Source organism: Microbulbifer variabilis, from assembly GCF_056232115.1.
This window is the reverse complement of sequence record NZ_CP174325.1, coordinates 252,276-278,487: the sequence shown is the minus strand read 5'-3', so window position 1 is coordinate 278,487 and position 26,212 is coordinate 252,276. Positions and strand designations below refer to the sequence as shown.

Below are 26,212 nucleotides of genomic sequence, written 5' to 3'. Positions count from 1 at the left end.
TATATCGGGCCAAATAGAATTTAAGGATATCTTATGAGCGAATATGATCATGCTGATTTCAATGGTGTGTATGAAGGCAAATCATTAATCGGGAGCGCAGAAATAACGAGCGTTCCCTGGGAAATTGGAGTACCGCAACCCGCGGTTTGCGAAATTCTTGATAGAGCTCATCCCGGTCGCCTGTTGGATATCGGCTGTGGTCTTGGTCGAAACGCAAAAGCAGCTGCTGATCGAGGTTATCAAGTGATAGCTATAGATACTTCTTCTACAGCGATTGAGAAATGCCGGGAAGTATATCCTGATTCCGGCATATCGTTTGAGGTACGTGATGCTTGCAATACGGGTTTGCAGTCGGGGTTCAACTTCATTTTGGATTCGGCAGTTTATCATGCCATACCTGCAGATAAGCGCATCGTCTATTTAGAGGAAATGCGCCGACTGGCCACAAAAGAAACGGTTTTTCATTTGATTACTTTCGCACCCTCGAGACTAGGAATGCCCAAGCCCCTGGCTAACGAACTATCTGAGATTGCAGCTAGTGTTGAGGCCAGTGGCTGGAGCATAAAGTGTGTGGACAGAGTTGAATACAAAGGGAATGCTGCCGCTATTGAAGACTTCCAGAAAAAGAAAGGGTTAAGGATTGAGAAGGATAGTCATGGCAGGACAAGACTACCCGCATGGCATTTAACCCTTCAAGCTTCCGTATAGAAATTCACCAACAAGGAAAAAGAAGAGTGAAATATAAGCACATTTCTTTTGTTGGGCTATGCCTTGGTTTTTTTATTGTCATGATGGATATGACCACTGTGCCATTGATGTACACAACTCTGATGGATGAATTCACGGTCAGTCCAGCCAGGGTTGCCTGGGTCAATAATATTTATCTTATCACTTATGCTGCATCTCTTCTTTTGGGGGGGCGGCTCGGAGATTCGACGGATAGAAAAATTGTATTAATAGGTGCACTTCTGGTTTTGGGTTTGGGGGCTGCGATTAGTGGGGCAGGACAAACCTTTGTAGAGGTTATTGTTGGGCGTGCATTGATGGGAATTGGCGCTGGCTTTTTGACATCTCAAAGCATGGCCTACATTTCTATCCTCTTTGCTAAAGGGGGACGGGGGACAGCGTTAGGGGTTTGGGGTGCAGTTGCAGGAATTGCAACTGCTACCGGCCCGGTGATTACACAATTACTATTAACGACTGCGGATTGGCGTTGGGTAATGTGGATTAATATTCCTTTTGTACTGGCCGCTTTAGTTATCGCCCTGCGGTGTTTGCCCAGTGATCCCGGTAGTGGTATCCGACTATCGGAAACCTTTGCCAGTGCAGTTTATGGGCTCTGTTTGGCTGGTGTAATTATAGGTATTCACTATATCAGTGTCGCGGGGATATTACGGGGAGTAGGTATAGCTTTGATATTAATCGGAGCTGCAGTCATTGCTATTTTGATTCGCAAAGAAGTGAAGAATAAAAGTGCTTACATTTTATCCCCTGAGTTGTGGTTTGACGGTACTTTTTTCAGGATCTGTTTTATTTCGGGATTACTGGGATTAGGGGTCGCTAGCTTCTATTTACCATTAGCTTTCCTCCTGGATGTATGCATGAACTTTGGTCCAGTGGCTATCAGTGTACTAATGATGACAATCGCCCTGTCCAACGCCGTGGTGGGCCCCTACGCTGGCCATCTATCCGATCGTATAAAACCTGAAGGAATAGTTAGAAGTGGTTTGATGTTATTTGCTCTTGCCAATGGGTTACTGGGTTTTATTGGTGTTCTTATGCCGGGAGGAACAGTCACTTTTATAGCGCTTTTCCTGGTCATGATGATCGGAGGGGCGGGTACCGGCCTGGCCTTTGCACCCCTCGCCAACTTGGCACTTAGCAGGGTTAGCTTTGAGGCTCTGGGGCGGGCCGCAGCATTTTTTAACTCTATACGTCAGGCGTTGAGTGCTATGGGGGCAGTTATAGTGGCAATTCTTTTTGACTGGATTGTACGGCTGAAATTAGGAATTGATCTCGAGATAACTGCTACCAATCTCCGGGAGTCTCCGGGTATCACGGGATTAGCAACGTTGGTGTGCTTCCTATTGATTGCTCTGGGCTTATCAATTGCGGCCTATCTGTCTCGAAGCAGTAGGCAGGATTCAGTACAGGGGGAGGTTTTAAATACATGAATATTTGGGTGCTAAGTGGATGTTCAAGTGGGCTGGGTCGTTGCTGGACAGATTCGATCATTAGGGATCGTGGTGAACCGGTTATTGGTATTACTCGCTCTGATAATGCTGCTGGAGCAATGTTGGAGGAATACAAAGATCTCTTTGTGCCGTGTATTGCAGATGTCAGAGATTCATTCACGCTAAGCGAAAAATTACATCAAGCGGTTAAGGAAGTTGGAAAACCAACGCGGGTAGTCACTGCTGCCGGTTTTGCACAATTTGGAACACTGGAGGACTTGTCCAGCGAGCAAATCAGGGAGCAGTTTAAAACGAATGTTGAGGGTACGCTTAATGTAATTCGGCCACTAATACCAATGATGCGTGAGGGCGAAGCATCACGAATATTACTGGTTTCGAGTATGAGTGGTGTGGCCTGCTGGCCTCTTCTAGGTGCATATCAAATTAGTAAATATGCTATTGAAGCTATAGCCGATACCTTGCGTCTTGAACTACAGGATTTTGGAATTCAAGTGGGTTGTATTGAACCCGGACCCCATAAAACCGGGTGGGCGACGACTTACGCCCGCCGCCAGGAAACCCGGTCCGAATATAATAAACAAGATCTTGTCAGTCGATCCTCATGTGGTTACACCATTAATGATCCGGCAGCGAGTCTGCCCTTCTTTTGGAAAATATTTGATTCGTCAGTGATGCCTAAACGTATGGCGACATCGCCTGAGTTTGTTGATTTTGCCATAAAAGAGGCACAGGAAAAAATTAGAGATTGGAGATCCGCGCATGTCGATTAAATTGAATGCTTTACCACTGTCAAGTACTGACAACGATATTGAAATTGAGAGAGTAGTTAGTACTTTTTCTGAGGGGGATCGGGAAGAGCTGTCGAGTGGTTTGATAGAAGTGCTTGGTTCCTCTGACATCGTAAAAATCCTGGATGAAAACAGAGATTCTGGCCCGGGGTCATTACGTGAAGTTCTTCGTGTTTGCCGAATTCTCGGGAAGACCGATGCATCTCTAGCATGGATTGCCGGTGTATCCAATTCAGCGTGGACTATGCGTGGTTGTTTTCATTCGCTAGAGGCACAGCCCTACTCCATGGAGCGGAATAAAATTCTGGCCATGGTACTTGGGCGACCAGGGTTGCTGAAAAAAAATCCCACATCGAATCAATGGCTTCTAAATGGTGAATGGCGATACGCATCAGGATCGACCTATGCCAGTTATTTTTTCTGTCTGGCGACCGTTGAAGGTGCGGATACCCAAGATATTCAAGTGGTCGCTGTTCCCGCAGAGCAGCTGGATGTAGCTGCAAGTTGGAACTCAGCTGGCTTGCGAGGTACGCAAAGTCTCACAGTGCGGGCTAGGGATATTGAGATCCCCAATAGTAATGTGGAGAACTATTCTCATATTCTCTCCGGTGAGAATCGTAGGTTAAATGCGTTAGCTGGCAGGGAAGAACATGCATCCTACGCAGGTCTTTTCACTGGTGTACTGATGAATTGCCTGGTGGGTTCTATGCTCGGCGCGACAGAAGCAGGTTTGGAGTATGTTGCAGCCGCTGCCGGAAAACACCCTGTTCTTGGTAGTACCTATACATCAATGAGCGATTCGGGGGCTATCAGGTCTGAAATAGGGCGACTTTGGAGCAGTTTTGATATCTACCAGCGGGCAGCGGAATTTAATGCTGACACCATTGACCATGCTGCGCGAGAGCCAGAAATAACATTAACGACTGAAGATCGGGTTGCTATTCGTGGACGTGCGACACAGATCATGCGTGGTTGTTTGTCGATTGTTCAAGACCTGCTTTGGATATATGGAGCTTCGGGACTGGATAAAGGCAGCCCTTTGGAACGAATCTGGAGGGACGTTAATGTGGGAGCCCGCCATGGTGGATTTTCCAAATTTGTACCAGAAGAAGCCATTGGTCTATCAAGAGTTGAGCGTGATCCTAAAGAGCTTACGCGAATGTTTTAACCCGTTTATTCATTAACTTTAGTTAAAAATCCGTCCTACGAATATCGCGTATTTAAGTGGGTACTTGGGAATACTGTTTAGGTCAGAGGTCGTCCTGTTCTGTAGAGCCTAGCCGTGACAGTACAACTGTTTAAGCAGAAGAAAGAGTATGGAAGCGTATAGAGAAACGGTGATGCAGCTGGGTTTTGGGCTACAACCTGTAGTTGAGGCATTAAATAAGGCCCTGGAGGAGAACCCGGAGGCTCCTGCTGTAATACATAACGATAAGGTGAGATCATATCGCCAACTCTGTGAGTCCGCACAAAATATTGCTACCCAATTAACAGAGATGGCTATCTTACCGGGTGAGCGCCTGGCTTTGGATATACCTCGATCCATAGCGCTATATGAGTTGATGCTTGGCTGTTTGATCACGGGCGTATCCTTTATGTCATTACCCCGGGGCTTCGATAAATCCGAACAGCTTCAGGAAGCTAAAAGAGCAAATTGTGTGGGTATCCTGACAGATACTGAATTACCACTTAATGGTGGCCTTTCATTAAGAGGAATTGGGACCTTCTGGAAGTTACCCGAATCAAACCGGGGTCTGGTAAGAAGTGATATCGCCGGTGATGAAGTCTATTGCGTGAGAACCTCTGGTACAACAGGTGAACCCAAAATTGTACCTATTATGCGTGGCCAGCTCTCCTCCTTTTTGGAAAATTCCCAAAAAGCATTGAAAATTGACCTGTATGCTAAATGGTTGTGGACTCACGATCTCTCTTTTGACTACGCGATATGGGAAACCTTTGGATGCTTGGTTCATTGCGGGTGTCTGGTAGTTCTGGATGAAAATAAAAAGCGTGACGCCAGATCTACACAAAGGTTGATGGCTAAAGCGGGAATAAATGTATTGTCGGTGACGCCCTCTGAATTCCGCTACCTGTTCTCCAGTGAAGCAGGATCTGTAAATTGGGAGGACTACCCTTTAACGGAAATCCTATTTGCAGGAGAGAAGCTGTCAACCAGTACTTTTTCACCCTTCTTTAACCAGTTAGACAAAGCGAAGGTGAGGCTAATTAACGCCTACGGACCTTCGGAGACAACGGTGTTTTGCGCAACTCATGTTGTCACCAAAGGTGACCTGGCTCTGGAGTCGATACCTATCGGCAAGCCTTTTCCCGGCATTAAATTTGAATTGCTGAATTCTAATGATCTGGAAGCCGAAAATTTGGAGCTTAATGGAGTTGACGTTCAGGATTTGGAATTCGGCGAGCTTAAAATTTGTGGTGCACAAGTATTTGCGGGCTATGAAGGTGGAGAGCCTCTAACCGACGGATATCAATCTGGGGATATATGCAGGCTCGACGAACAGGGCAGATTTGTTTTTATCGGCCGATCCAGTGGTTACCAAAAAATTAACGGTTTTCGTGTAGAGCCATACGAAATTGAGGAGTATTTACAGTCCCATGAGAAAGTAGATGAGGCTGTGGTTTGGGTCGAGAATACCAGCAATCAAGGAGATCTGTTATTGGCCTGTGTTAGGGGATGCAGAGATGTTGAACTTTCAACGCGGGAGCTACGACTGGCCTGCTCAAAGCTACCGCCTTACTTAAGGCCCAGTCGATATAGATTGTTTGATGATAAACAATGGCCGATTAACGAAAGAGGAAAAACCGACAGAATGTCGTTAAGGAGGAGTATGTATGAACAGGAAGAGTACTGATCAAAAAGCGCTAATTCGCGAGGTAGAGCAGCTCCTAAATGAAACGGACGTTCGGCCAACTGATAATTTTATTGAACTGGGTGGGAACTCATTCCTGGCACTTCAGCTCGCGATCAATTTGAAGGACAGGGACAATATTGAGGTTGATGTGGCTCGGCTGTTAGGTAATACCCTGGAATGCGTTTTGATAACGACTGATGTAGAACGTGACAAAACTCAATCTATTCAAACGATCTGTGGACAAACTACTGTGGAGGTCGTGGAATGAGAATGATTGGACTTGGCCATGTCCTGGCTAAACCTCATCGATTGGAGGATTTGGACCATCCTAATGAAATGCATCTGAGGGCAATTCGACACGCCGGATATGACAAATATTGGGTGCACAATGGCAGTGTCCGAGAGTTCGGCGCTCAGGCTGTCGTCAAAGCTTTGGATGAGTCAGGATATAGCGTCGATGATATTGGTTTTATAGTTGGTGGCCAATCCAATGTACCAGATTTCATTGGTATCGACTTCGCATGCCAGATTGGTGCTGAGTTGGGAGGCCTACAAGTTAAAACCCTAAACCTGGTGGAAGGCTGTGGCTCCAGTATCAGTGCCTGGATTAGTGCTAGCGCCCTGATAGACAGTTTGGAAGTGGGGCAAGTGGGTGTGATTGTGCATGCCCAACGCGTTAGTGAGCCTCACCTTGACCGGTTCGGATTAATGAATGCGATTCTCACAGATGGCGCTGTGGCTGCCATTGTGAGCAAATCTGATTCGCCGACGAAAGGGTGTAGTTTTTACTATAGGGGAGGTCGTGATATCTCTGAAACTCGCTTCGTGGATATGATGCGAATCGAGCGGGGTGGAGGTCTAAATCCGGTACTACTGCCCAATCATGACAGTCGCGAGGACCAACTCGGTCGTGAAAGGGTAATGGATCTCTATCGTTTTTCCGGTAGTGATCTCGAAGGTTTTCTGAAACTACGTGCTGATAATACTCTTCAAATGATTGAATCCTGTATGGCTGAAGCGGGGTGGAGTTTAAAATCTGAATTTACCCTCTTACATACATTAGAAGGTCGGCAAAGTATGGAGAGTCTGGCATCAAGGCTAGGGATACCATTGGATAAAACCAACGCAGATCTAGTGGCGGAAATCGGCCATATGGGCAGCGCTGAGCAGTTAATTTCTCTCGATATCAAGCGGAAGCAGGGAAATATCCACCCAGGTGATCGGATTGTGCTGAGCGCAATTTCAAGTGGCATGAAATGGGGATGTTTTTTACTGGAATGTGAAAACCCCAACAAATAAAAATCTGACTAGATCAAAATAGGGATGTTGGATGTCTAGTGACTTGATATACCTGAAAGAAGAAGCCTATTTCGAACCTTTAGTTAATCACTGGTTTGCATGGTCTTATTTAATTCCGCCGGTTCAGGCCGCACGTTACATGGCCATTACGCACAAAAGGATTATGTCTTCTTTTGTTGAAAATGCCAGAGTTCACATTATGGCAGCACAAGTGCCTGCTCTTACGGGTGGAGAATTTCTTAATGCCCGAGCTGACCAGGTGGAAGATATTAAATCACTGTTGCTTGAACTGGAAAATCAACTTACCGATGTACTAGAACTTTCTGAAGCGGTTGAAGAACTGGATAAATTAATCCGTGCCCATAGTGACGGAAAATCGATTGAATACCTGTATAAAAAAACTCCAGAGCCTCTAAGGGGGTTCATTGAGATTGTACAGGACATCAATCACAATCCGGGTTATCGTTTAATAGAACCTTTACTCTATCATTCAAAACACTATCGAAAATCACTACAAAGTGTTTACTTTGGTTTGCTTTCCAAGGTGGGGGAAAGACCATTCTGTTTCTCTACCCCCCGTCTGGCCGATGAGAATCATATGCAATGGATGGTCGATTTCTGCACGCCAGAGGTAGACTTAATAATTAAATCACGTACAGAAGGAATAGTGCGGGAAGTAGCTGAAGCTATATTTTCAAGAACCGAAGTGCGTGGCGGACTACATTACAATGAATTGTTTACCTCGCAACCGCCGACAAGACGTCATAAGCCAATATCTGATGGTGGAGTAAAATTAACTTTTCTCGGTCATGCCTCATTTATGCTGGAAACCCGTTCGATTAATATTTTAATAGATCCGGTAATTCCTGTTAGAGGTGAACATTATGCCGATGATGTTATCAGTTACTCTGAGCTACCTGAGACAATTAACTATATCTGTATTACCCATAATCATCACGATCATTTCAATCTGGAAACTTTACTACAGTTACGTCATAAAGCGGATAAACTGATTCTACCCGTTAATAATGGTGGAACAATAATTGACCCCTCCATGAAACTAATCGCCCAACAGCTGGGCTTTAAAGTGATAGAGGTGGGCGACATTGAGGAAGTTGAAGTTTCTGATGGAAAAATAAAGGCGATACCTTTTTTGGGAGAGCACGGCGATCTTAATATACGTTCAAAAACCGTTTGGTATATTGAGCTTATGGGTAAGAAATTCTTATTTGGCGCCGATGCCAATAATAGCGATCCAGTAATGTATCGCCATGTTCATAAGTTGGTTGGGGATGTTGATGTTCTGGCTATTGGCATGGAATGTGTTGGGGCGCCTTATACATGGATTTATGGTGCGCTTAACACTGAGCCTGTGAGTAAAGATATCAGTCATTCACGCCGCTTAAACGGCTCAAATGCTGAGCAGGCATATCATATGGTTGAAACCTTCAACGCCCGGCAGGTTTTTCTTTATGCCATGGGATTAGAACCCTGGTACAAATATTTTATGGGTCTGGATTATAAAGATAATTCAGAGCAAATTATTGAATCTGACAAGATGATTAAGCTATGCAGCGATAAAGGAGTAGCTTGCCAGCGACTGGTAGGAAAAAACGTTACTTTTTACTGATAGGGCATCAACGGTGTTCCCTTCGTAAATTTGTTCTACATCATAGGAGATGACTACATGACTCAAGATGAGCAAAGACAACACAATCGTCGTATTGTTGAAAAGTATATGAATACCCAGGGACAAGATCGATTAAAGCGCCATGAACTGTTTACTGAAGATGGCTGCGGAGGTCTTTGGACCACCGATACTGGTGAGCCCATTATGATACGCAGCAAAAAACTTTTAGCGGAGCATGCTGTATGGTCTCTCAAGTGCTTTCCTGACTGGCTTTGGTTCAACATTAAAATATTTGATGGCCAGAACCCGGATTTCTTTTGGGTAGAGTGTGATGGCAAAGGCCGTATCTGTTTCGAAGGGTATCCAGAAGGTTTCTATGAAAATCATTTTATCCATAGCTTTGAATTTGAGAACGGTAAAATAAAAATTCAACGTGAATTTATGAACCCCTGCAAGCAGTTCGAGGCATTGGGTATTGCGGTACCTCAGATTGTTAGGGCAGGCATACCGGCTTGATTTAGATTGTTTCAAGGGCGAGCAGCTTATTTTACTGCTAAGCCAGAATTATTTTCTTCTTGAAAATATATAATTAAGAGGCTACGGCAATGTGGGGCGGGGCATGAGTATTCCAAGAATCGAGAATTACACACTTCAAGCGTCGGATTTAAGTGCAGACAATATTGTTAATTGGAGCAAAGTAAATAGTCGCAGTATTTTGCTGGTTCATGACATGCAGCAATATTTTCTGAAGATGTTTCCGAACCCACTACGTAGAGCACTGATTGAAAATTGTCAGGCGCTTGTTTTGTACGCAAGAAAACATAACATACCAGTGGTTTATACGGCGCAATGCGGAGATATGTCGGAGAAACAGCGGGGGCTTCTTTTTGATATTTGGGGAAAGGGGATGAGCAACAGTCCTGAGCATACCGCTATTACTGAGGAAATTGCACCTAGGGAAGAAGACTCGGTGCTGGCCAAGTGGCGTTATAGTGCGTTCCATGCCACTTCCCTTGATGATATTTTTCATAATACACACCGTGATCAAATTATTATTTGTGGTGTTTTCGCTCATATTGGGGTTCTCGCTAGTGCTGTGGATGCTTATTCAAGAGATATAGAGGTCTTTCTCGTTCAGGATTCTATTGCTGACTTTTCCAAGCAGGACCATTTGCAAGCATTAAATTATGCGGCGGAATGTTGCGCTAAAGTATTGCCAACAGAGGAGGTATGCCAATGACCTTTGATGGCGCCGCCAATGCATCGAATGTTTTACAAAATGTTATTGATGGTCATTATGATGCCTATGCATTGGTTTACCGACCCGAGCGATATAAACAACCGACACTTGAGGTTTTGACGGGAACCGAGCGCATACTGGAAAATCTGGCTGAACTGGAACTCATTCAGGAAGAGCAGAAAAATACATGTCGTTGGGGAACACTTGTTGTTACCCCATATCGTCAGATTGAAGAACGTGGTTTTACAGTTATCGATGATCAAGTGCCTTTTCGGGCACTTGACGTTGATCAATATAGAACAATACCGCTCGAAACAGGCCTGTCTGAATTACCGGATGTCCCCGTCAATCTCAGAGATGCTCACTTTATACCCGATGATGCAAGTTATGAAAATATAGTAAGGGCAGTGATCGAACAGGAAATTGGAACGGGAGAAGGAGCAAATTTTGTAATCAAGCGTACCTTTACTGGTGAGCTAGCTGATTACAAGGATCACGTTGGATTGACTATTTTCCGCAACTTGGTAAAGCAGGAAAAGGGAGCTTACTGGCTATTTTTTATCAGAATGGGCGATCTTACTTTAGTAGGCGCCTCCCCGGAAATGCATATAAAACTTAATTCGAAATCGCTTTCCATGACGCCTATCAGTGGTACCTACCGATTTCCCTCCTTGGGTCCGACCCAGGATGGACTTTTGGAATTTCTGAATAATGGCAAGGAGGAAGATGAGTTATCAATGGTTCTTGATGAAGAACTGAAAATGATGACTCATATATGTTCTTCCGAAGTCATTGCAAAGGGTCCCTATCTTATTCAGATGTCCCAATTAGCTCATGTTGGTTACCGAATTGAAGGTTCCACGGATTTGCCACTTTCTGAAATATTGAAGCGATCGATGTTTGCACCAACGGTAACTGGCAGTCCTCTTGAAAATGCTACCAGGGTGATAGCCCGCTATGAAACCAGTGGGCGTTCCTACTACAGTGGTTTTGCAGCGATGATCGAAAATAATGATTGTGGGACTTTGCTAGACTCGGCAATTCTTATCCGTACCGCTGAGATATTAAAGAGTGGAGATATGAGAGTAGGAGTAGGTGCTACTTTGGTACGCGATTCTGACCCTCACTCGGAAACTAAAGAAACAGCGGCGAAAGCTGCTGCACTTCAAGCTGCCATGGGTGTCAGTGCAATGGATTCCCTGGCAAAGAAGGAGTGTATTGGCCAGTCTCTACTTAATAGAAATAAACGTCTATCCAGTTTTTGGTTGAGTGGGACTTCAGGTATGAACGATCCTACTTTGGAGCAGGATGAGAGGCTTACAGTTACGATTCTTGATAATGAAGATGCATTCACTTCAATGATGGAGTACCAACTGCGCGCTGCAGGTTTAAAGGTTAAGGTCGTGCCCCACACCTTAATTAATTCAGTTACAGATTCCGAACTTATTATTGTAGGGCCAGGTCCTGGTGATCCATGTAATCACAACGATCCACGGGTTGTTGCCAGTCGACGTGTGATGACTGAAGCTTGGGAAAATAATCAACCTTTTGTTTCTATCTGTTTTGGTCACCAGATTTTATGCTCGCTTCTAGGTTTACCGATAAAGCCACTTGAACAGCCTAATCAGGGGCTGCAGAAGCAGATTTCTATCTTTGGAAAAACAGAGACAGTCGGCTTTTACAACACATTTACTGCGATATCTGACACGGATTATATCGAAAGTCCAGTGGGTAAAGTACGTATTTATCGTGATCCGGGGTCAAACCAGGTTCACGGGTTACAAGGGCCCAACTTTTGCTCGATGCAATTCCATCCTGAATCAGTATTGACAATGGATGGCTTCAGAATTCTGAGGGATGCCGTTTTATCAATGAGGGTTGAATGCGTATTGAACTAGCCTGGTGGGATCTTGATGATAATGATCCCGCGCCCGATGAGCTTAAGGGCTGTTTAACCGATGAAGTTCTCAAGGAATGGGAGCTTGTGCCTAATATGATAACGAAGCTTTGGCTTGTCTCAGAGGACACTCCCCGCTGGGGTGCTTTAATGATCTGGTGTGGAGATAAACCTAATCTCTCTGATATGCCACCTAATATCTCAGCGGAAATTATTAACAGACCGCCTGATCATCGAATAGCCTTTGATGTGTGCTTTGAAAGCAAACCAGCTGGATAGAAATTCATAGGGCATAGCATCAAAGAATGGCATTAGCCCTTTGCAGGAACTGCAACGCAGTAACCGTGACCTTTAAGGCCCACTCTTCGGGGCTTGCGGAGCGATTCACACCCCGCATTGCGACTTCTTGAAAGGTCTAGATATTCCTGCGAAGCCGCGCCTTAATTTTAAACCACTCTGCAAGCCAGAGGCATCACGGAGTTGTTCAGAGGCTCCTTAATTTGGTTAGAGTTTTCAGTATTCGATTAATGGAATAATAAAATGCATAGATACACTGTTGTAAACGCCTTTGGTAGAGAACCATTTACTGGTAATCCCGTAGCCGTTTTCTTTGATTGCGATGACCTGGACAGCAATAGTATGCAGAGAATTGCGGCTGAACTTAACCTTTCAGAAACAACGTTTATTGGAACCCCGAGCAAAGGTGGCGATGTCAATGTCAGGATTTTTACGCCTGTCAATGAACTGGATTTTGCGGGGCACCCGCTGTTGGGCACCGCATTGGCTTTATCGAAAGCAACTGATCTTACGGAATTAAAGATCGAAACCAAAAAAGGCCTTTTTAACTTTGCAGTGCAACCCGTTAAAGAAAATCCTTTCTCAGCTTACATACAGATGGAGCAGCCCTGCCCGGTAATTTCATCCTTTGATTATCAAGAGGCATTACTTGAGGCGCTTGGAGTGAGGCGAAGTACATTGCCGGTAGATATGTATGATGTGGGGCCCAGACACGTCTTTGTCGGGGTGGATAATAAGGATGAGCTTGCCCAAATCAGTCCAGACCTGAGGAGACTATCAGATTTCCACAATATGGCAGCGCTCTGTTTTAGCCCGGATATAGGAGAGAGCTGGCGACTTCGTATGTTTTCTCCAGCCTATGGTGTTGCAGAAGATGCGGCCACAGGTTCTGCAGCGGGGCCATTGGCACTGCATCTTTCGCGTTATGGATTGGTAAAGTTCGGTGCAGAAATAAAGATCACACAGGGGGTGGAAATGGGGAGACCTTCTCGTATGAATGCTATTGCCAATATAAAAAATGACTCCCCTTTCCTCAAAGTTGGTGGCTATGGGTTTCAGGTAGCTACTGGTCAATATTTTATCTAGGAAGGAATTATGAGCAGTACTTTTGAAAGCATGACAGGGAAAGTGGATCAAAGCTTTTCTGAATACGAGACCCCTCCTAGTGACCCCATGTCTCTTGCACGACAATGGCTCCAGGAGGCTATCGATAACAAGGTTCGTGAACCTCGGGCGATGGTAATGGCGACAGCGAACCTCTCAGGCGCTCTGTCATCGCGAGTCATGGCTATATTGGATTTTGCGACCATTGGTATCATCTTCGCCACGCACAGCTGTAGCCGTAAAATAAAAGATACCGAAGAGACCCCCTTTGCCTGTGGACATTTTTACTGGCGCGAGCTTGGTCGCCAGCTCTCCGTAAGTGGGAAAATTAAGCAGCTTGATCGAGAGCGGGCAGTTAGAGAGTGGGACGCTCGCCCAATACCTCTGCACGCGATGTCGACGGTTTCTCATCAAAGTGAGCCTTTGGATTCCTATGATCAACTGCTAGCTGCTGCGCAAGAGCTTGATCGTGTAGGCGCATTGCCTTGTCCCGAGAGGTTTTCAGTGTATGTTCTCGAGCCTCAAGCAATCGAGTTTTGGTCGTCGAGTTCTAATCGGCTTCACAAGAGGTTGCGATTCGAACGGGATCAAACGGAGTGGAAGCATATACGACTTCAGCCTTAGTCACCTACTCAACGGAGGAACATTCCTATGGAATCACCTGACTTCCAACGTCATTTGGCTGACATTTTGAACTGGCATTTTTCGCCGGATACCGGCTCTCCATTTTGGTTATCAATGCGCAGTCAACTTGATTTTGATCCAGTTAAGGATGTCCGATCATTGGCCGATCTGTCTTTATTTCCTGATATCAGCCAGTTGCTTCGTGAGATAGCGATTGAAGATCTGCAACCTAAAGGACTGGCCGATTATAGGCTTGCCGGGATATTTGAAAGTGGCGGGACAACGGGGACAGCCAAACGGGTTGTTGCTTATGAGGCGTGGCTTGAGCAGGTGGTTAGTTGGCGTTTGGAGGGATTTGAAACCTCAACAGATAAGACTCCGAAAAATACGCTGGCAATTATACCGACGGGCCCTCATATCGTAGGAGCCATCAACCGTCGTCGTGCCAGAGCTTTTGGTGGGCAGTGCTTCACTGTAGATTTAGATCCCCGTTGGGTAAAAAAATTGATCCAGGCAGAAAATATGGAAGGTGCCAGGGACTACTCCGATCATCTTATTGACCAGGCGGAACCCATCATTGCTACACAAGCTATTAAATATCTTATTGCAACACCGCCTTTGTTAGAGGCGATAGCGCGTCGCCGCTCCTTAGCTGAAACTCTCAACAGTACCCTTGAGATGATCACTTGGGGAGGAACTCATATGGATGTAGACACACTAGATTATTTGAAAACGATGGTATTCCCTGATGTCCCTATAACAGCGAGTTATGGAAGCACTATGATTCTTTCGGAGACCAAAGCGCGGATTAATCAGGACTATAACGGATCTCCTATCTTTGACAGCTACGCACCTTATGTCATTTTGGAGGTGGTCGACCCAGAAAGTGGAAAACCCGTTGAGTACAATGGGCGAGGACAGGTGGTGATGAATCACCTGAGTCGCTTTGCATTTTTCCCCAATATCTTTGAGCGTGATACGGCAGTGCGACTTCCCACTTTAGGGAATTGTCCCGGTTCTTCTGTCAGTGATGTAAAACCCGTTGCGCAGGTCTCCGGTAAAGCAGTGATTGAAGGAGTGTATTGATGGCAGCGCTCACTAGTGATGTCCGGAAAACTCCTTTTGAGCAACAGGTACTACAGGTGGAAGCACGTTGCCTAGGTGCTTCTCATCATACCAGGCGACGGCAGCCGATAATGGATGTATCTGATCGCATCGTTGGTGAAAGTGCGATCGTCCCTACCGTTTATATACAAGATAAAATCGTACAGATGCGGAAAGGGGAATCACTAACACTTTCGCAACGCTATGAGCGATTAGCAAAGGCTGGCCAGATATATAAGGAAGCAAATTTAGCAGGCCTGGAACCGGACGCCTATATTTCGATGGTTGCTAATGTAACGGGGTTGCAGAAATCCCTGGTGGCCGAGTCTATGACTCACATTTCTCATAGTCTTAATAATATGCTCGGGATTATGCAGGCCGCTACCCCAGCCGGCGCTGTTTGGGATTACCGAGACTCCGCCGCCAGTAACGGTTGTAGCTTGTTGTCACGTCGAGGGGATGTTGTTTCAATTATTGCGGCAGGTAACGGTCCGGGTGTCCATGGCCTTTGGCCCCAGGCTATTGCTATGGGATACCGAACCATGGTCAGACCTTCATCCCGCGAACCCTTCACTGCACAGAGACTTATTTGCGCTCTTGAGTTGGCGGGGTTGGAACAATACGTTGCTTTGATCCCGACTGATCACAGGGGGGTAGATAGCCTGATTGAGCTAAGTGATCTGGCAATAGTTTATGGTGGCCCAGAGGTTACTACGCGGTATGGAAGCAATCCTAAAGTTCTAGTCCAAGGTCCGGGACGATCGAAAATGGTTGTAGGTAGGGATGTTGATCATGAAGAGGCTGTCACTGTTGTTGCTGAGTCTGTTTTATCACGAGGTGGTGCGGCCTGCGTCTGCGCCAGTGCAGTATTGGTGGAGGATGACCCCTATGGCTTTGCTCATCGGCTAAGGCTTGAACTAGAAGTTCGCGCGAAACAGCAACCCCTTACCCTGGGTAGAAGGCGGGAGGTTGATGCATATATGAATCTATTGCAAGCTGAAGAAAATCCATGGCTATATGATCATACTTCAACTAATGGGTACCCCTTAAAACCCCATGTTACCTTAGTTGAGAGTGCTACCGATGCCAAGGTCCAGCGTGAACTGCCATTTCCCTGTATAACTGTTGCACCTTTTAATCGGCAGGAAGATTTTAGTGCATTATCTGGCTCTCTTGTTGTTACGCTTTTATCCCGCGAGAAAGAACTAATTCACCGAGTACTATCGGATGCTTCCATTTCCAATGTTTATATTGGCATTATTCCCACTACCTGGATGGATTATCGGGTACCTCACGATGGCTATTTAGCTGATTTCTTAATGTGTAATCGGGGACTTCGGGTTCACACTCAATGGTTAAAATCCAGTTAGCAGAATAGAAAGCAAATTTAACAGCTTGTATGTGAAGTGGTAATGAAATTTGGGATGATGAAGGAATATTAAAACTTTTTCAGGATGAAAGATATGATAGTAAAATCGAGTACCAATTTATTGATTTGTCGAGTAATTGGAATATCAAGTTTAATCCTAACCATAACCAATAGCGCGACAGCCAACATGAACTCAGTCATGGACGAAGTAGTAGTTACGGCAATGAAGAAAACGACGGTGATTAGTATTCAAGATGTTCCTACAGCTGTCACCGCATTTGACAATGTTCAACTAGAAAATAGGCATGTAACTTCTTTGGGTGACTTGGGATACAGTGTGCCGAATGTATCCCTTGATGATATTGGTACTTTTCCTGGATATGCAAATTTCTCCATACGTGGACTTGGTATCAATAGCTCTATACCTTCTATTGATCCAACAGTTGGTGTTTTTGTCGATGGTATGTATCTGGGCATTAGTGGTGGTGTGCTTTTTGACAATTTTGATCTACAGAGCATAGAAATATTGCGTGGCCCTCAGGGACTTTTGTTCGGTAGAAACGTTACTGGCGGTGCAATTCTATTAAATACAACAGTCCCAGGTGATGAATTACAAGCTAATGGGCGTTTTGCTCTTGAAAGTGGAACAAAAAAGATCACTAGTGGAGTGCTGTCTGGACCGGTAATTAACGATCTTTTAAATGCTAAGATTGCCGCCTATTACTCCGACGATTCTGGGTGGTTTGAAAACACACACACCGGTGACCGGCACGGTCGCTCTGAGACCAAAATTATTCGTCATGCATTAAATGCTTACCCTCTGGATGGACTACAAATGATCCTAAAGTTGGAGTTGGGTCAAATGGAGGGAGATGGTCCTGCCAACCAAAACAGGGACATTGCGGCACTGGGCGAATTCGACATTCAAATTGATGAACCCGGGTATTCCGATGTTGATTGGAAAAGCGCAGTATCGGAGAGCAATATCAATATTGCACTTGGAGATGGTGTTCTCACCAACGTTTTTGCCTGGCGTCAGTACGAAGCCGGTACCTTATCGGATATTGATTCTTCTCCAATTATAGGTGCTCATGCTGAAACATGGACTGACCAGGAGCAATTCAGTAATGAGCTGCGTTACTCAGGTACTTTTAACTTAGTAGACGTGACCGCGGGTATCTATTACTTTACTCAGAATATTGACTATATCGAAGACCGGTTGGTGAATACTGGAGCGTTACGTTTAACTGGTGGTGGGGATCAGACCTATAAAACTTTGGGCTTTTTTGCTTCAACAGATTGGCACTTATCTGAAAATTGGCTATTAAATGCAGGTATTCGCTTTACCCACGAAGAAAAAGAAGCGGCCCTTGCAGATCTCGTGCCTAGTGGATGCAGCCTCATGAGACAAAGTTGTAATGTGACGTTCAATGACAATGAAGAGTGGAAAGCCTATACTCCAAAATTTGGGTTTCAATGGGTACCAGATGATGATACTCAGGTTTACGCTTTTTGGACTCGCGGATTTCGCAGTGGTGGCTACAATTTCCGTAATAACGATACCACAATTCCTGGCCCATTCGATCCAGAAAAACAGGATGCCTATGAGGTTGGTGTCAAAAAAGATTTCTCAAATACCACACGAGTTAATTTATCGGCTTTCTATAACGAGATTCACGATCTTCAGAGGGAAATTTCCTTTATAGGACAGGATAATGTTACTTTTCAAACAATAACTAATGCTGCGGATGCACAGATATTGGGTGTTGAGTTAGAAAGTCAAGTATACCTATCGAACAAAATTTCATTTACTGGTCATATTGGATATATGGATGATAAATATACACATATATTTTATGATCTTAATGAAGATGGGGAAATTAATAGTTTTGATAAGAAGCTGAGCCTGCCGCGTTTAGCTCCTTGGAGTTATGGTGCCTCGGTAATCTATTCCCAAGATATTGGCTCTATTGGCATTTTCAGTGGCAGTGTTGCTTTCAATCACCGGGACAGACAATTCTATGACGATAACAATCGCGGTGTGCTGAGCGCGGCAGATATGCTCGAAGTGAACCTTTCGATAGAACCAGCTGATGGTGGCTGGAAGTTTTCGCTTTATGGCCGTAATCTTCTTAATGAAGTAACGGAAGGCCTTAATACCAGTATGCCAATTTATAGCCAGGAATCGACATTTACAATTTTAAATAAGGGACGAATTTTCGGTACGGAGTTTGTTGTTAATATTTAGAGTTGTAATTTTCCAATGCTCGAATTTTTGACTGTGCAATGTAATCAGCGACCTTAGTGTTTAAAATATATTGATTTTGTTTGATTGTACGCTATTAAAATTTATTTATTTATTTTCTATAGATATCAGCATCCAGCGATAAAACTATTCTTGCTGCTGATTTTTAGGCCTTGTATAATTAATTTGGTACAGGATTTTTTAACCTGCTTTAGGGAAGTGAAGTTATATGATTAAAGTATCCCCCAAACCTAATCTTCAACTTATCTACGTGTCTGATATTGAACGTTCAACGGGCTTTTACAAAATGCTTTTCAATTCAGATCCGATATTTTCCAGTCCTCGTTATGTGGCATTTGCAGCGGATGGCGAAGCATTATTTGCCCTTTGGACAGGGGGAGCAGAGCCAAATGCTGATACCCCTCGTTTCTCTGAGATTGGTATTATGTTGCCTTCTAGTGAAGATGTAGATTCTCTTTATGAGAATTGGCGAGAGAATACCGAAATCAAGTTTGCGAAAGAACCTTACAATGAGGTCTTTGGCCGTACTTTTCTTGTTGAAGATCCAGATGGCCATATAATTCGAGTATGTCCTGTAGATTAAGTACTAAATAATATTCTGTGAAGAGTTTTGTGTTTTCTTCGTCTAATTGAAGTTTTCACAAGGTGCTTGGTTTTTAGTGATTTCATGTGTATTTAATCAAGTTGCACTGCAGTTGGAGTAATTGATTGTCCATTGCAGTGCAGTTGTAAAATATGATTGGGTGCGTGGGTAGAAACTCCAACCTCCTAGCCAGAAGGATTCTCGTAGGCAAACAATTCCCTTGTGAATACTGGAATTGTCGATTGATAAAAATCAATTTCCGAATAAGATCAAGATCACAAATTTAGAGAAAGTGGTTGGGAGATGTGAAGTAGGAAAATGACTATTTTGAATGCAATTGATTACCGTTAAGCCGATTGATTTTAGAGGCAATATTGCGGTTCTTAAGTTAGACTACTCATTTTTTTGAGAGTTTTTCTGGGTAGTATGGGACCCATACCGAATACCCGGAGTCTAGTTAATTTTATTCGTAACACCACTAAGCAAGTTTTTATTAACGTTATCCTCAAACAATTATCCAAAATTAAAATCTTAATCCATATTGATAAGGTTGATGAATCTACATATATAGGGCGTTATAGTTTATTAGGTCTTTCCAGTAAAAATTCTCGGCTATTACCAAGGCATAGAGAGAATTACATTAATGCACCGGTATTTAAATTTTACACTTAAGAAAGAAGTTGAAAACAGGTATTTTGGTAAAAATTAATATTCAAAATGTCAGTTGATTTTACGGTGGGCTCTATTCATTAAATCGTAAAGCTTCTGACTGCCAATTAGAGTCTTTACTATTGATGCTTCAGTTGATAGGTGGAGTCAAGGTTAACCTCTCTGCCAGCTTCGCTCATAAGCCTCTCATTCAAGAGATTTAACTAGCTTTAGAATATTAAGATTAAGTAGGCTTTGTATGTTTATGGGGCTCTTAGCTTTAAAGAGAGAATAGAAGTTGACTGTTCGGTCAATTGATTCTTAGTCATATGATAAAAGCTTGTATATGCTTGCCAAGATTAACGATGAATAGTTATAGTACGTCTTATTTTAGCGTGGCCTAGGCTCCGCTCCGGAAGCATACATTTGCTAGTTTTTTAACTGGAGTTCAGTTTTTATTATTCCAAATGATAGTTAGAATTCAAAATATGATGTGTGAAAATATATGGGAGATGTAATCCCTTTTAAAAAGAAAACTGCCTGGCAGAAACACAAGGGGAAAACCCTGTGTAGAGAGGGTTTCCATAAATGGAAGGTGATCACCGAGCGTAAGTTTGATGTTAAACAGGGAAAGCTGGTCACTGAGTATCGTTGTGAGCGCTGTGGAAAAAATAAGACCCGGTTACTCTAAGGATGTTTCCCACCGGTAATTTCTGTCCAGGTTGAATCAATGTGATTAGACAACTCCTTTAATGGTTGGGGAAGCGTCTTTTCTTAACATTAAGGGTGGGGGCGGCTTTAAGCTGCACCCACCCGTAGACCATTATCTACTGACTGTCTGTTCCTGTCCTGGATCGATAGCAGTAAATTAGTAGCGATAGTAGCGACCGCGATAACGATAGTAGTCTCTACGTTTGCGCTCCCTGTCGTAGAGATAGCCGGCTCCAGCCCCAATAACTGCCCCTGCAGCGGTACCGCCTGGACGTCCGCCGCTAATCAGGGCGCCGGTAACGGCCCCAATGCCAACCCCGGTGCCTATTCGGCGGTCGGTATCACTCATATTGGCACAGCCTTGGCCTCCCAGGCTAGCGCTGAGCACAGCTGCCAGGCTGAGATATTTAATAGCTTTAATACGCATAGGCACCTCTGTTAGTAATTGCCTGAGGTATAGGAACGGCGGATTAGGCCGAACAATTTCGGAGCCAGTGTAAGGTGGGCAGAAAGCAGCAACAAATTTCCAGGGCGAGAGCTTGCTATAGCACAAAAGTGAAGTTTTGTCGGATTTTGATATGTTTGAAAAACAGTACCTAATAGAGGTAGCGCGGACGCCGATGCCTTTTGGCAAATATACGGGGCGAGCGCTTATTGATCTTCCTGAAGAGTATTTGCTTTGGTTCTCCCAAAAAGGATTTCCCGAGGGTAGACTGGGGCAACTGATGGCGTTGACTTTGGAAATCAAAGTTGAAGGGTTGCAGGGGCTTATCACCCCATTAAAGCAAAGTAACACTTGAAAAGCTTTTATAAGTTTTTCCTATTTGTCCAAATTCTTAAGTGCAATATGTATCTTCTTTGATATCCCTCTTTGAGTGACTAATATATTAATGCCTAGGTGTGCTTCGCGGAGCGAAGTGAAACAATAAGCGGTCCGTAATGGAGACTGGACTTACCCGGAAATAGGCCCACAGCGGGTGACCACTGGTCTGAATGATTTCAGCGAGGTTGCAGCGGGAGTAGAGCCAGTCAATTGAAAGAGGGAGCGGTCGAAATGATTTCGGCCGCTAATTAATTGTAAGCAGCTCAAATTTAAGTTGCTGATCTCGGTCCGCGAAAGCGCTCAATTCGCCCAACTCTTATGAGTTAGGTGCTTAGTTTTCCTAAAAAATTTGATTGGTTGGAGATTGTGCGAAAAATCAGAAATAAAGTAGGACTTGACGGGCCCAAGTACTGATGCGTTGAGCATAGGAAGGCGTAGGGGCCCAATGAAGGCCCCTTTAAGATTGTGCTATTTTTAAGTCAGAGCGGGATACGGATAACTACACCACCCATAGTTTCTCCGAGCTCAAAGTTGTCTCGTGGACTGTCCACATGGTCATTGTGGCAGCTGACGCAAGCGGGGGATACGCCGACATCAGCATAGACTGCAGTAAAGTATTCTGTGTCGCCCAGTTTTTCACGGCCGTAAAAATTCTTACCTGGGTTATCGATTACATACTGTAGCCCTTCTTTTTCCATATCAGTGCGCGGTTTATTCTGTTTGTTAACAGGCCAAAGGGATAGCAGGGCATAGTTAAAACCAGAGTCTTTTTCTGCAACACGCTCGGCTCCCATACGCATCATTTGCGCGGGTAGCGGCAGTAATTTTTTATCCTGCCAGTGTTCGTCAGCGTCCAGAATTTTCTCTTCATTCTGCAAACGGTTAACTACCTTGTTGGTGTAGTTTGCTCGATCCGCCTCAATCACGGCAAAGATGGCATCCGCCATTCGCTCGGGCGCAACTCCCTGATTTTTTTCGCAGCCAGTGAGCAGTGCCAGTCCGGCGATAAAACAAGCGGCAATACGCATAGTGTTCCCCTCCTATTGGGATTGTGTTTGCTTATTTTTGCTGTTGGAAATCTTCGCAATACGGTCACGAATCAAGTCAAATGTCTCGTGTTTATCCGCAGGTTTATACTTGAAATTCTGAGAGATCAATTTTTTGTCTGCCATTGCTGCCAAGGAAAACTCAGCCCCATGGCAATTTAGGCAAACCGGTAACATTTTTTCGTTGGGGCGGAGATTATGGTTCTGGTTGTGATTCACCACGATTTGTTCACTATGGGCTTCCCGTGGGAGATGGCAGCTTGCACAGTTGGCACCCTGCTCGGGGTTAGACTCCCACGCATTAAAATGGGGGGACTCTTTATAGGCCAGGCTGTGCTCATCACTATGACAACTGAGGCATGCCTCTACTGCAGCATATTGCAGGTCTACTTCGTGAGGGCCGTGACAGCTGATACAGTTTAACTCACCTGATGCATTACTCTGCATAGGAGTCCTGGCCAGTTGAGGAGACATGGCGCCGACCTGTTCAGCAAAATTTTCGGGCAGTTTGGAAGAGAGGCGCATGCCATGTTTGCCTTGGGTGAAAGACTCTTTCTGCTCGCTGTGACAGCTGGCACACTGCTCAAGAATTTCCACACTGTTAAATTGCATTTTCCCGTCGGCGTGGCAGCTGGTGCAATTCACGTCTGCCTGAGCGTGAGCGCTTTGCGCCCAAGCAGCTGCAATTTCTGTACTCCTACTTTCAACTTTCAGGTCAGCATGAGTCAATTGCAGCGGTTCTTTGTTCGGGTTTTTCCGCAACCAGGCAGCCATTGCGGTGCGTGCTGGCAGTTTTGCCTCATCAAGAAGGTCGGGTTGCCCAACATGGGCAATCAGGAAGTCCTCATAGAGAGTGCCATTGTCATGATAATTATGGCAGCCGGCACTGGCACAGGTTTCGAAGCCCATACCCTGGTGACTACTGCGTTCCTCGGCAATATCGCTATGGCAGTGGAAGCAAAAATCCCCGGCTAGGGTTACACCCATTTCACGAGTAATTTCCTGCTTGTGTTCTGTGTGACAACTAATGCACTGACGCGCATCAAGAGTCTCTAGTAATTGAGCATTTCTGGGATCGAGAAACTTCTTCCGCGGATGGGAGTCGTCGGCGAGCTCCAGTTCTTCCGCATGGCAGTTCAGGCAGGACTTCTGGATTGCATCTTGTCCAGCAAAACCATCTGCGTGACAGGAAGTACATGCGAGTTCTATTTGATGGTGCCCATGGGTAGGCTCACCGGTTACGAATAATGACTTATCGGCTACGGTTAGGTTGTACGCAGCCAATGAACCAACAGTGAGCGTCAGCAACAGGCCGTAATGCCAGAATTTAAATTGATAAGATTTCATTTAGAAGTAATAAACAGCGAGAATATGATAAGCAAGGAGTACCGGCAGCGCCCAGAGCAGGGCGTAGTGAATGCGAGACCACCACTTGCGGTGTTCGCGCAGCCTGAGATCCGTCCAGTGATGATTGCGAGCCATAAAGACACCGACCAGTGAGCCGGTTGCAGTTACCCCCAAAAACACCAACATCAGGACCAGATTGAGATTTTTCCCAAGGCGAAACCCTGTATGCACTGCAAGTGTTGCAAGGGCGACAACGCCAATCAAACTGTGTGCGTAACGCCAATGGTCCATATGCCCGAGAGTTATTTTTTTCCAGCGCTTGCGTACACTGAGAGCGGCAGTAAATATACACAGCACTAATATGCTGTAACCGGTAACCTGCTTCCAGAAATTGTCATACCACAATTTGTCCCAGAGTTGTCCCGATTGTACGGTGTCTGAGACTGGGGGGGAGGGCATCAAAAATGCCAGCGCTATGAGGAGTAATGATATGAGCGAGGTAATTAGTATACCTTTGGCATGGCGCATCACCAGGTTGGGAACAGGAGCATCCAATAACTCTGCCATCAGAGGGCGACAACTGCCGCATACAGAACCCGCGGTGGTGGCCTGCTGTAACTCGTTGAGAGTGCGCTTGCCATCAGAAATGGCTTTGCAAAGTTCCCCTTTACTGACTGAATTACATTGGCACACCAGATAGCCATCAGGAAAATCCTTGATGCTATTGGTTTTTTTCTTGCCAAATAGACGCCCCTCACTTTCGAAGTCACTGAAGGCGCGTTGACTAATTTTTTCTTCCTGGGCCACGGCTTGGCGCAGACTACTGGCCTCATCCCAGCTACCAATATAGACGGCGCCGAGGATAAGCCCATCCCTGACAAACAGGCGCCGGTAAATTCCCTTGAAGCGGTTGCGGTAGATGTAGCTCTGTACATCATCCCCTTGCTTGAGATTGTCCGAGGCGACATCCCCAATAATTGCACAGGGAATATGGGCAATTTTAAGCTGGATATCGGTGTAACTTCCGGAGTAGGGGCGCTCTAGCACCTCACCGCCATGATTGCGGCGAATATGTGAGCAGCAACTCTCAGCTTGTTCATAACCGGGGCGCACCAGCTGATAAACCTTACGGTCATGCTCAGCACACTCTCCAATTGCGTAAATGTCGGGATCGGAGGTTTGCATCCACTCGTTAACAACAATTCCCCGCTCGGTTTCCAGACCGCTTTGTTGGGCGAGTGTGACCTCAGGCTGGATACCCGTACATAGAACTATGGCATCTACGTTCAGGTACTCACCATCAGAAAACTGCAGAATGTTGTTTTCTTCGTGCTGCTCAATCGCCTTAAGGGCATCGCCGACTTTAAGTTCAACGCCGAGTGCTGACAAGGAGGACTTCAGAAACTCCTCTCCCTCTTCACCAAGCAGGCCACTGAGTAATTTACCGCGTGATTGTAGGGTGACGGAATTTTTTGGGGTCTTTAGTGCGGTTGCAGCTTCAAGCCCGAGCGCACCGGCGCCGATAACGCAAATGTCCGCGTGGCGCTCACGTAGGGCAATCAGGTCATTCGTGTTACGCAGACTGCGAAATGGATAAACACTGGGTAGGTTCGCTCCGGGGATTTGAGGAATGGTCGGATTGGAGCCTGTAGCAAGGATCAGCTTGGTATAGGGTTGTATATTGCCCTCGGCATCGGTGACCGTTTTGTTTGCGCGATCAATCGCCACAATTTTCCGATCGATATATTCGGCAAGCCTGTGATCAGTCTTTCCGAGGATTGGGTTGTCGAGCTCCTCCCGATCCACATGGCGAGAGAGATATTGTGAGAGCTTTACTCGGTTATAAGGTGATTCTATTTCTGCTCCATAAATAACAATTTGAGCTTCGTCACAGAATTCCAGGAGTTTTTGTGCGCAGCGGACCCCGACGGGCCCGGTACCCACAATCACATAAATCGGATAGCTGCTATCACTGGTGTGGGTGCTATCTGGCGTATATTGTCGAGCAGCTGAACTTTCTAGTTCAGTCATATTTCCCCCAAGTACTCCGGCTTTTACTACTGGCCTTTTTGTCATTCTTGTTTTTAAGCCACAAAGCTATCAGAACTTCTTAGACCAATATCCCATCGCGGAAATTTTTTTTAAATTCTAATTCCCCTATGTTTAAACAAAATTAAATAAACGTCTAGTGTTGAATAAGAATGACGATAGAGAATAGGAAGTTAAGGGAGGTCTGGATGGAAAGTTTTATTAAGTTATTGTAATTGCGCACTTTTTTGGGGCTTGCCCAAATTGCAAATAAGTAGAGCAGGTGCTTGTTCGATGAATTTTGACAAATTGCTTTAGTGGGGGGAGCCTGTAAGAAACT

At 45.1% G+C, this 26,212-nt stretch carries 24 protein-coding genes; 20 read left to right on the top strand and 4 right to left on the bottom strand.

All coding sequences use genetic code 11. From position 1 onward, the window contains the following. The first annotated feature begins 33 nt into the window (after positions 1-33). The 19 genes from ACJJI7_RS01240 to ACJJI7_RS01150 all read left to right on the top strand — a co-directional run bounded on the left by ACJJI7_RS01240 (position 34) and on the right by ACJJI7_RS01150 (position 20,608). On the top strand, positions 34-708 hold the full coding sequence (locus tag ACJJI7_RS01240; protein ID WP_444901117.1) for a class I SAM-dependent methyltransferase: 675 nt from the start codon (positions 34-36) through the stop codon (positions 706-708). 26 nt (positions 709-734) lie between these two features. After that, positions 735-2,174 (top strand): MFS transporter, encoded by a 1,440-nt coding sequence (locus tag ACJJI7_RS01235; RefSeq protein WP_444901118.1) that lies wholly within the window; start codon positions 735-737, stop codon positions 2,172-2,174. Further along, positions 2,171-2,965, top strand: a complete 795-nt coding sequence (locus tag ACJJI7_RS01230) for an SDR family NAD(P)-dependent oxidoreductase (RefSeq protein WP_444901119.1) — start codon at positions 2,171-2,173, stop codon at positions 2,963-2,965. Before ACJJI7_RS01235 ends, ACJJI7_RS01230 begins: the two co-directional genes overlap by 4 nt. Then, complete coding sequence (locus tag ACJJI7_RS01225; RefSeq protein WP_444901120.1) at positions 2,955-4,151, top strand: acyl-CoA dehydrogenase family protein; 1,197 nt, start codon at positions 2,955-2,957, stop codon at positions 4,149-4,151. The genes ACJJI7_RS01230 and ACJJI7_RS01225 overlap by 11 nt, the downstream gene beginning before the upstream one ends. A gap of 148 nt (positions 4,152-4,299) precedes the next feature. Further along, positions 4,300-5,856 (top strand): AMP-binding protein, encoded by a 1,557-nt coding sequence (locus ACJJI7_RS01220; protein WP_444901121.1) that lies wholly within the window; start codon positions 4,300-4,302, stop codon positions 5,854-5,856. Next, the gene (locus tag ACJJI7_RS01215) at positions 5,837-6,124 is read left to right on the top strand and encodes a phosphopantetheine-binding protein (RefSeq protein WP_020412654.1); all 288 of its coding nucleotides are present in this window, start codon (positions 5,837-5,839) and stop codon (positions 6,122-6,124) included. The genes ACJJI7_RS01220 and ACJJI7_RS01215 overlap by 20 nt, the downstream gene beginning before the upstream one ends. After that, positions 6,121-7,155 (top strand): 3-oxoacyl-[acyl-carrier-protein] synthase III C-terminal domain-containing protein, encoded by a 1,035-nt coding sequence (locus tag ACJJI7_RS01210; protein ID WP_282952673.1) that lies wholly within the window; start codon positions 6,121-6,123, stop codon positions 7,153-7,155. Before ACJJI7_RS01215 ends, ACJJI7_RS01210 begins: the two co-directional genes overlap by 4 nt. A 31-nt stretch (positions 7,156-7,186) precedes the next feature. Then, complete coding sequence (locus ACJJI7_RS01205) at positions 7,187-8,785, top strand: MBL fold metallo-hydrolase (RefSeq protein WP_444901122.1); 1,599 nt, start codon at positions 7,187-7,189, stop codon at positions 8,783-8,785. Between the two features lie 57 nt (positions 8,786-8,842). Beyond that, complete coding sequence (locus tag ACJJI7_RS01200; protein ID WP_020412657.1) at positions 8,843-9,301, top strand: PhzA/PhzB family protein; 459 nt, start codon at positions 8,843-8,845, stop codon at positions 9,299-9,301. 103 nt (positions 9,302-9,404) lie between these two features. Then, positions 9,405-10,025, top strand: a complete 621-nt coding sequence (locus ACJJI7_RS01195) for an isochorismatase family protein (protein WP_020412658.1) — start codon at positions 9,405-9,407, stop codon at positions 10,023-10,025. Next, positions 10,022-11,923: an anthranilate synthase family protein gene (locus tag ACJJI7_RS01190; RefSeq protein ID WP_444901123.1), complete on the top strand. Its 1,902-nt coding sequence runs from the start codon at positions 10,022-10,024 to the stop codon at positions 11,921-11,923. Before ACJJI7_RS01195 ends, ACJJI7_RS01190 begins: the two co-directional genes overlap by 4 nt. After that, positions 11,908-12,201 (top strand): hypothetical protein, encoded by a 294-nt coding sequence (locus ACJJI7_RS01185; RefSeq protein ID WP_020412660.1) that lies wholly within the window; start codon positions 11,908-11,910, stop codon positions 12,199-12,201. Before ACJJI7_RS01190 ends, ACJJI7_RS01185 begins: the two co-directional genes overlap by 16 nt. 261 nt (positions 12,202-12,462) lie before the next feature. Next, positions 12,463-13,305, top strand: coding sequence for a PhzF family protein (locus tag ACJJI7_RS01180; RefSeq protein WP_282952677.1), 843 nt, complete (start codon positions 12,463-12,465; stop codon positions 13,303-13,305). A gap of 9 nt (positions 13,306-13,314) precedes the next feature. Next, complete coding sequence (locus tag ACJJI7_RS01175) at positions 13,315-13,947, top strand: pyridoxal 5'-phosphate synthase (RefSeq protein ID WP_282952678.1); 633 nt, start codon at positions 13,315-13,317, stop codon at positions 13,945-13,947. Positions 13,948-13,974: 27 nt separating this feature from the next. Further along, the gene (locus ACJJI7_RS01170) at positions 13,975-15,033 is read left to right on the top strand and encodes a phenylacetate--CoA ligase family protein (RefSeq protein ID WP_444901124.1); all 1,059 of its coding nucleotides are present in this window, start codon (positions 13,975-13,977) and stop codon (positions 15,031-15,033) included. Further along, complete coding sequence (locus ACJJI7_RS01165; RefSeq protein ID WP_444901125.1) at positions 15,033-16,421, top strand: aldehyde dehydrogenase family protein; 1,389 nt, start codon at positions 15,033-15,035, stop codon at positions 16,419-16,421. The genes ACJJI7_RS01170 and ACJJI7_RS01165 overlap by 1 nt, the downstream gene beginning before the upstream one ends. 198 nt (positions 16,422-16,619) lie before the next feature. Then, positions 16,620-18,668, top strand: coding sequence for a TonB-dependent receptor (locus ACJJI7_RS01160; protein ID WP_282952681.1), 2,049 nt, complete (start codon positions 16,620-16,622; stop codon positions 18,666-18,668). 226 nt (positions 18,669-18,894) lie between these two features. Next, positions 18,895-19,269, top strand: coding sequence for a VOC family protein (locus tag ACJJI7_RS01155; RefSeq protein ID WP_282952682.1), 375 nt, complete (start codon positions 18,895-18,897; stop codon positions 19,267-19,269). Between the two features lie 1,153 nt (positions 19,270-20,422). Continuing rightward, a complete protein-coding gene (locus tag ACJJI7_RS01150) occupies positions 20,423-20,608 on the top strand; it encodes a hypothetical protein (RefSeq protein WP_020412669.1) in 186 nt (61 codons plus the stop codon). A gap of 177 nt (positions 20,609-20,785) precedes the next feature. Here ACJJI7_RS01150 and ACJJI7_RS01145 read toward each other — a convergent pair whose 3' ends face one another. Then, positions 20,786-21,055 (bottom strand): YMGG-like glycine zipper-containing protein, encoded by a 270-nt coding sequence (locus tag ACJJI7_RS01145; protein WP_020412670.1) that lies wholly within the window; start codon positions 21,053-21,055, stop codon positions 20,786-20,788. Positions 21,056-21,206: 151 nt separating this feature from the next. On the opposite strand from ACJJI7_RS01145, the gene ACJJI7_RS01140 reads away from it, so the two are divergent. After that, a complete protein-coding gene (locus ACJJI7_RS01140; protein WP_282952683.1) occupies positions 21,207-21,428 on the top strand; it encodes a DUF3820 family protein in 222 nt (73 codons plus the stop codon). Positions 21,429-21,930: 502 nt separating this feature from the next. Here the strand turns inward: ACJJI7_RS01140 and ACJJI7_RS01135 are convergent. The 3 genes from ACJJI7_RS01135 to ACJJI7_RS01125 are packed head-to-tail and all read right to left on the bottom strand — an operon-like array spanning position 21,931 to position 25,875. Next, positions 21,931-22,479 (bottom strand): Tll0287-like domain-containing protein, encoded by a 549-nt coding sequence (locus ACJJI7_RS01135; RefSeq protein WP_020412672.1) that lies wholly within the window; start codon positions 22,477-22,479, stop codon positions 21,931-21,933. Positions 22,480-22,491: 12 nt separating this feature from the next. Next, the gene (locus tag ACJJI7_RS01130; protein ID WP_282952684.1) at positions 22,492-23,844 is read right to left on the bottom strand and encodes a cytochrome c3 family protein; all 1,353 of its coding nucleotides are present in this window, start codon (positions 23,842-23,844) and stop codon (positions 22,492-22,494) included. Beyond that, the gene (locus ACJJI7_RS01125; RefSeq protein WP_444901126.1) at positions 23,845-25,875 is read right to left on the bottom strand and encodes an FAD-dependent oxidoreductase; all 2,031 of its coding nucleotides are present in this window, start codon (positions 25,873-25,875) and stop codon (positions 23,845-23,847) included. Positions 25,876-26,212 lie beyond the last annotated feature (337 nt).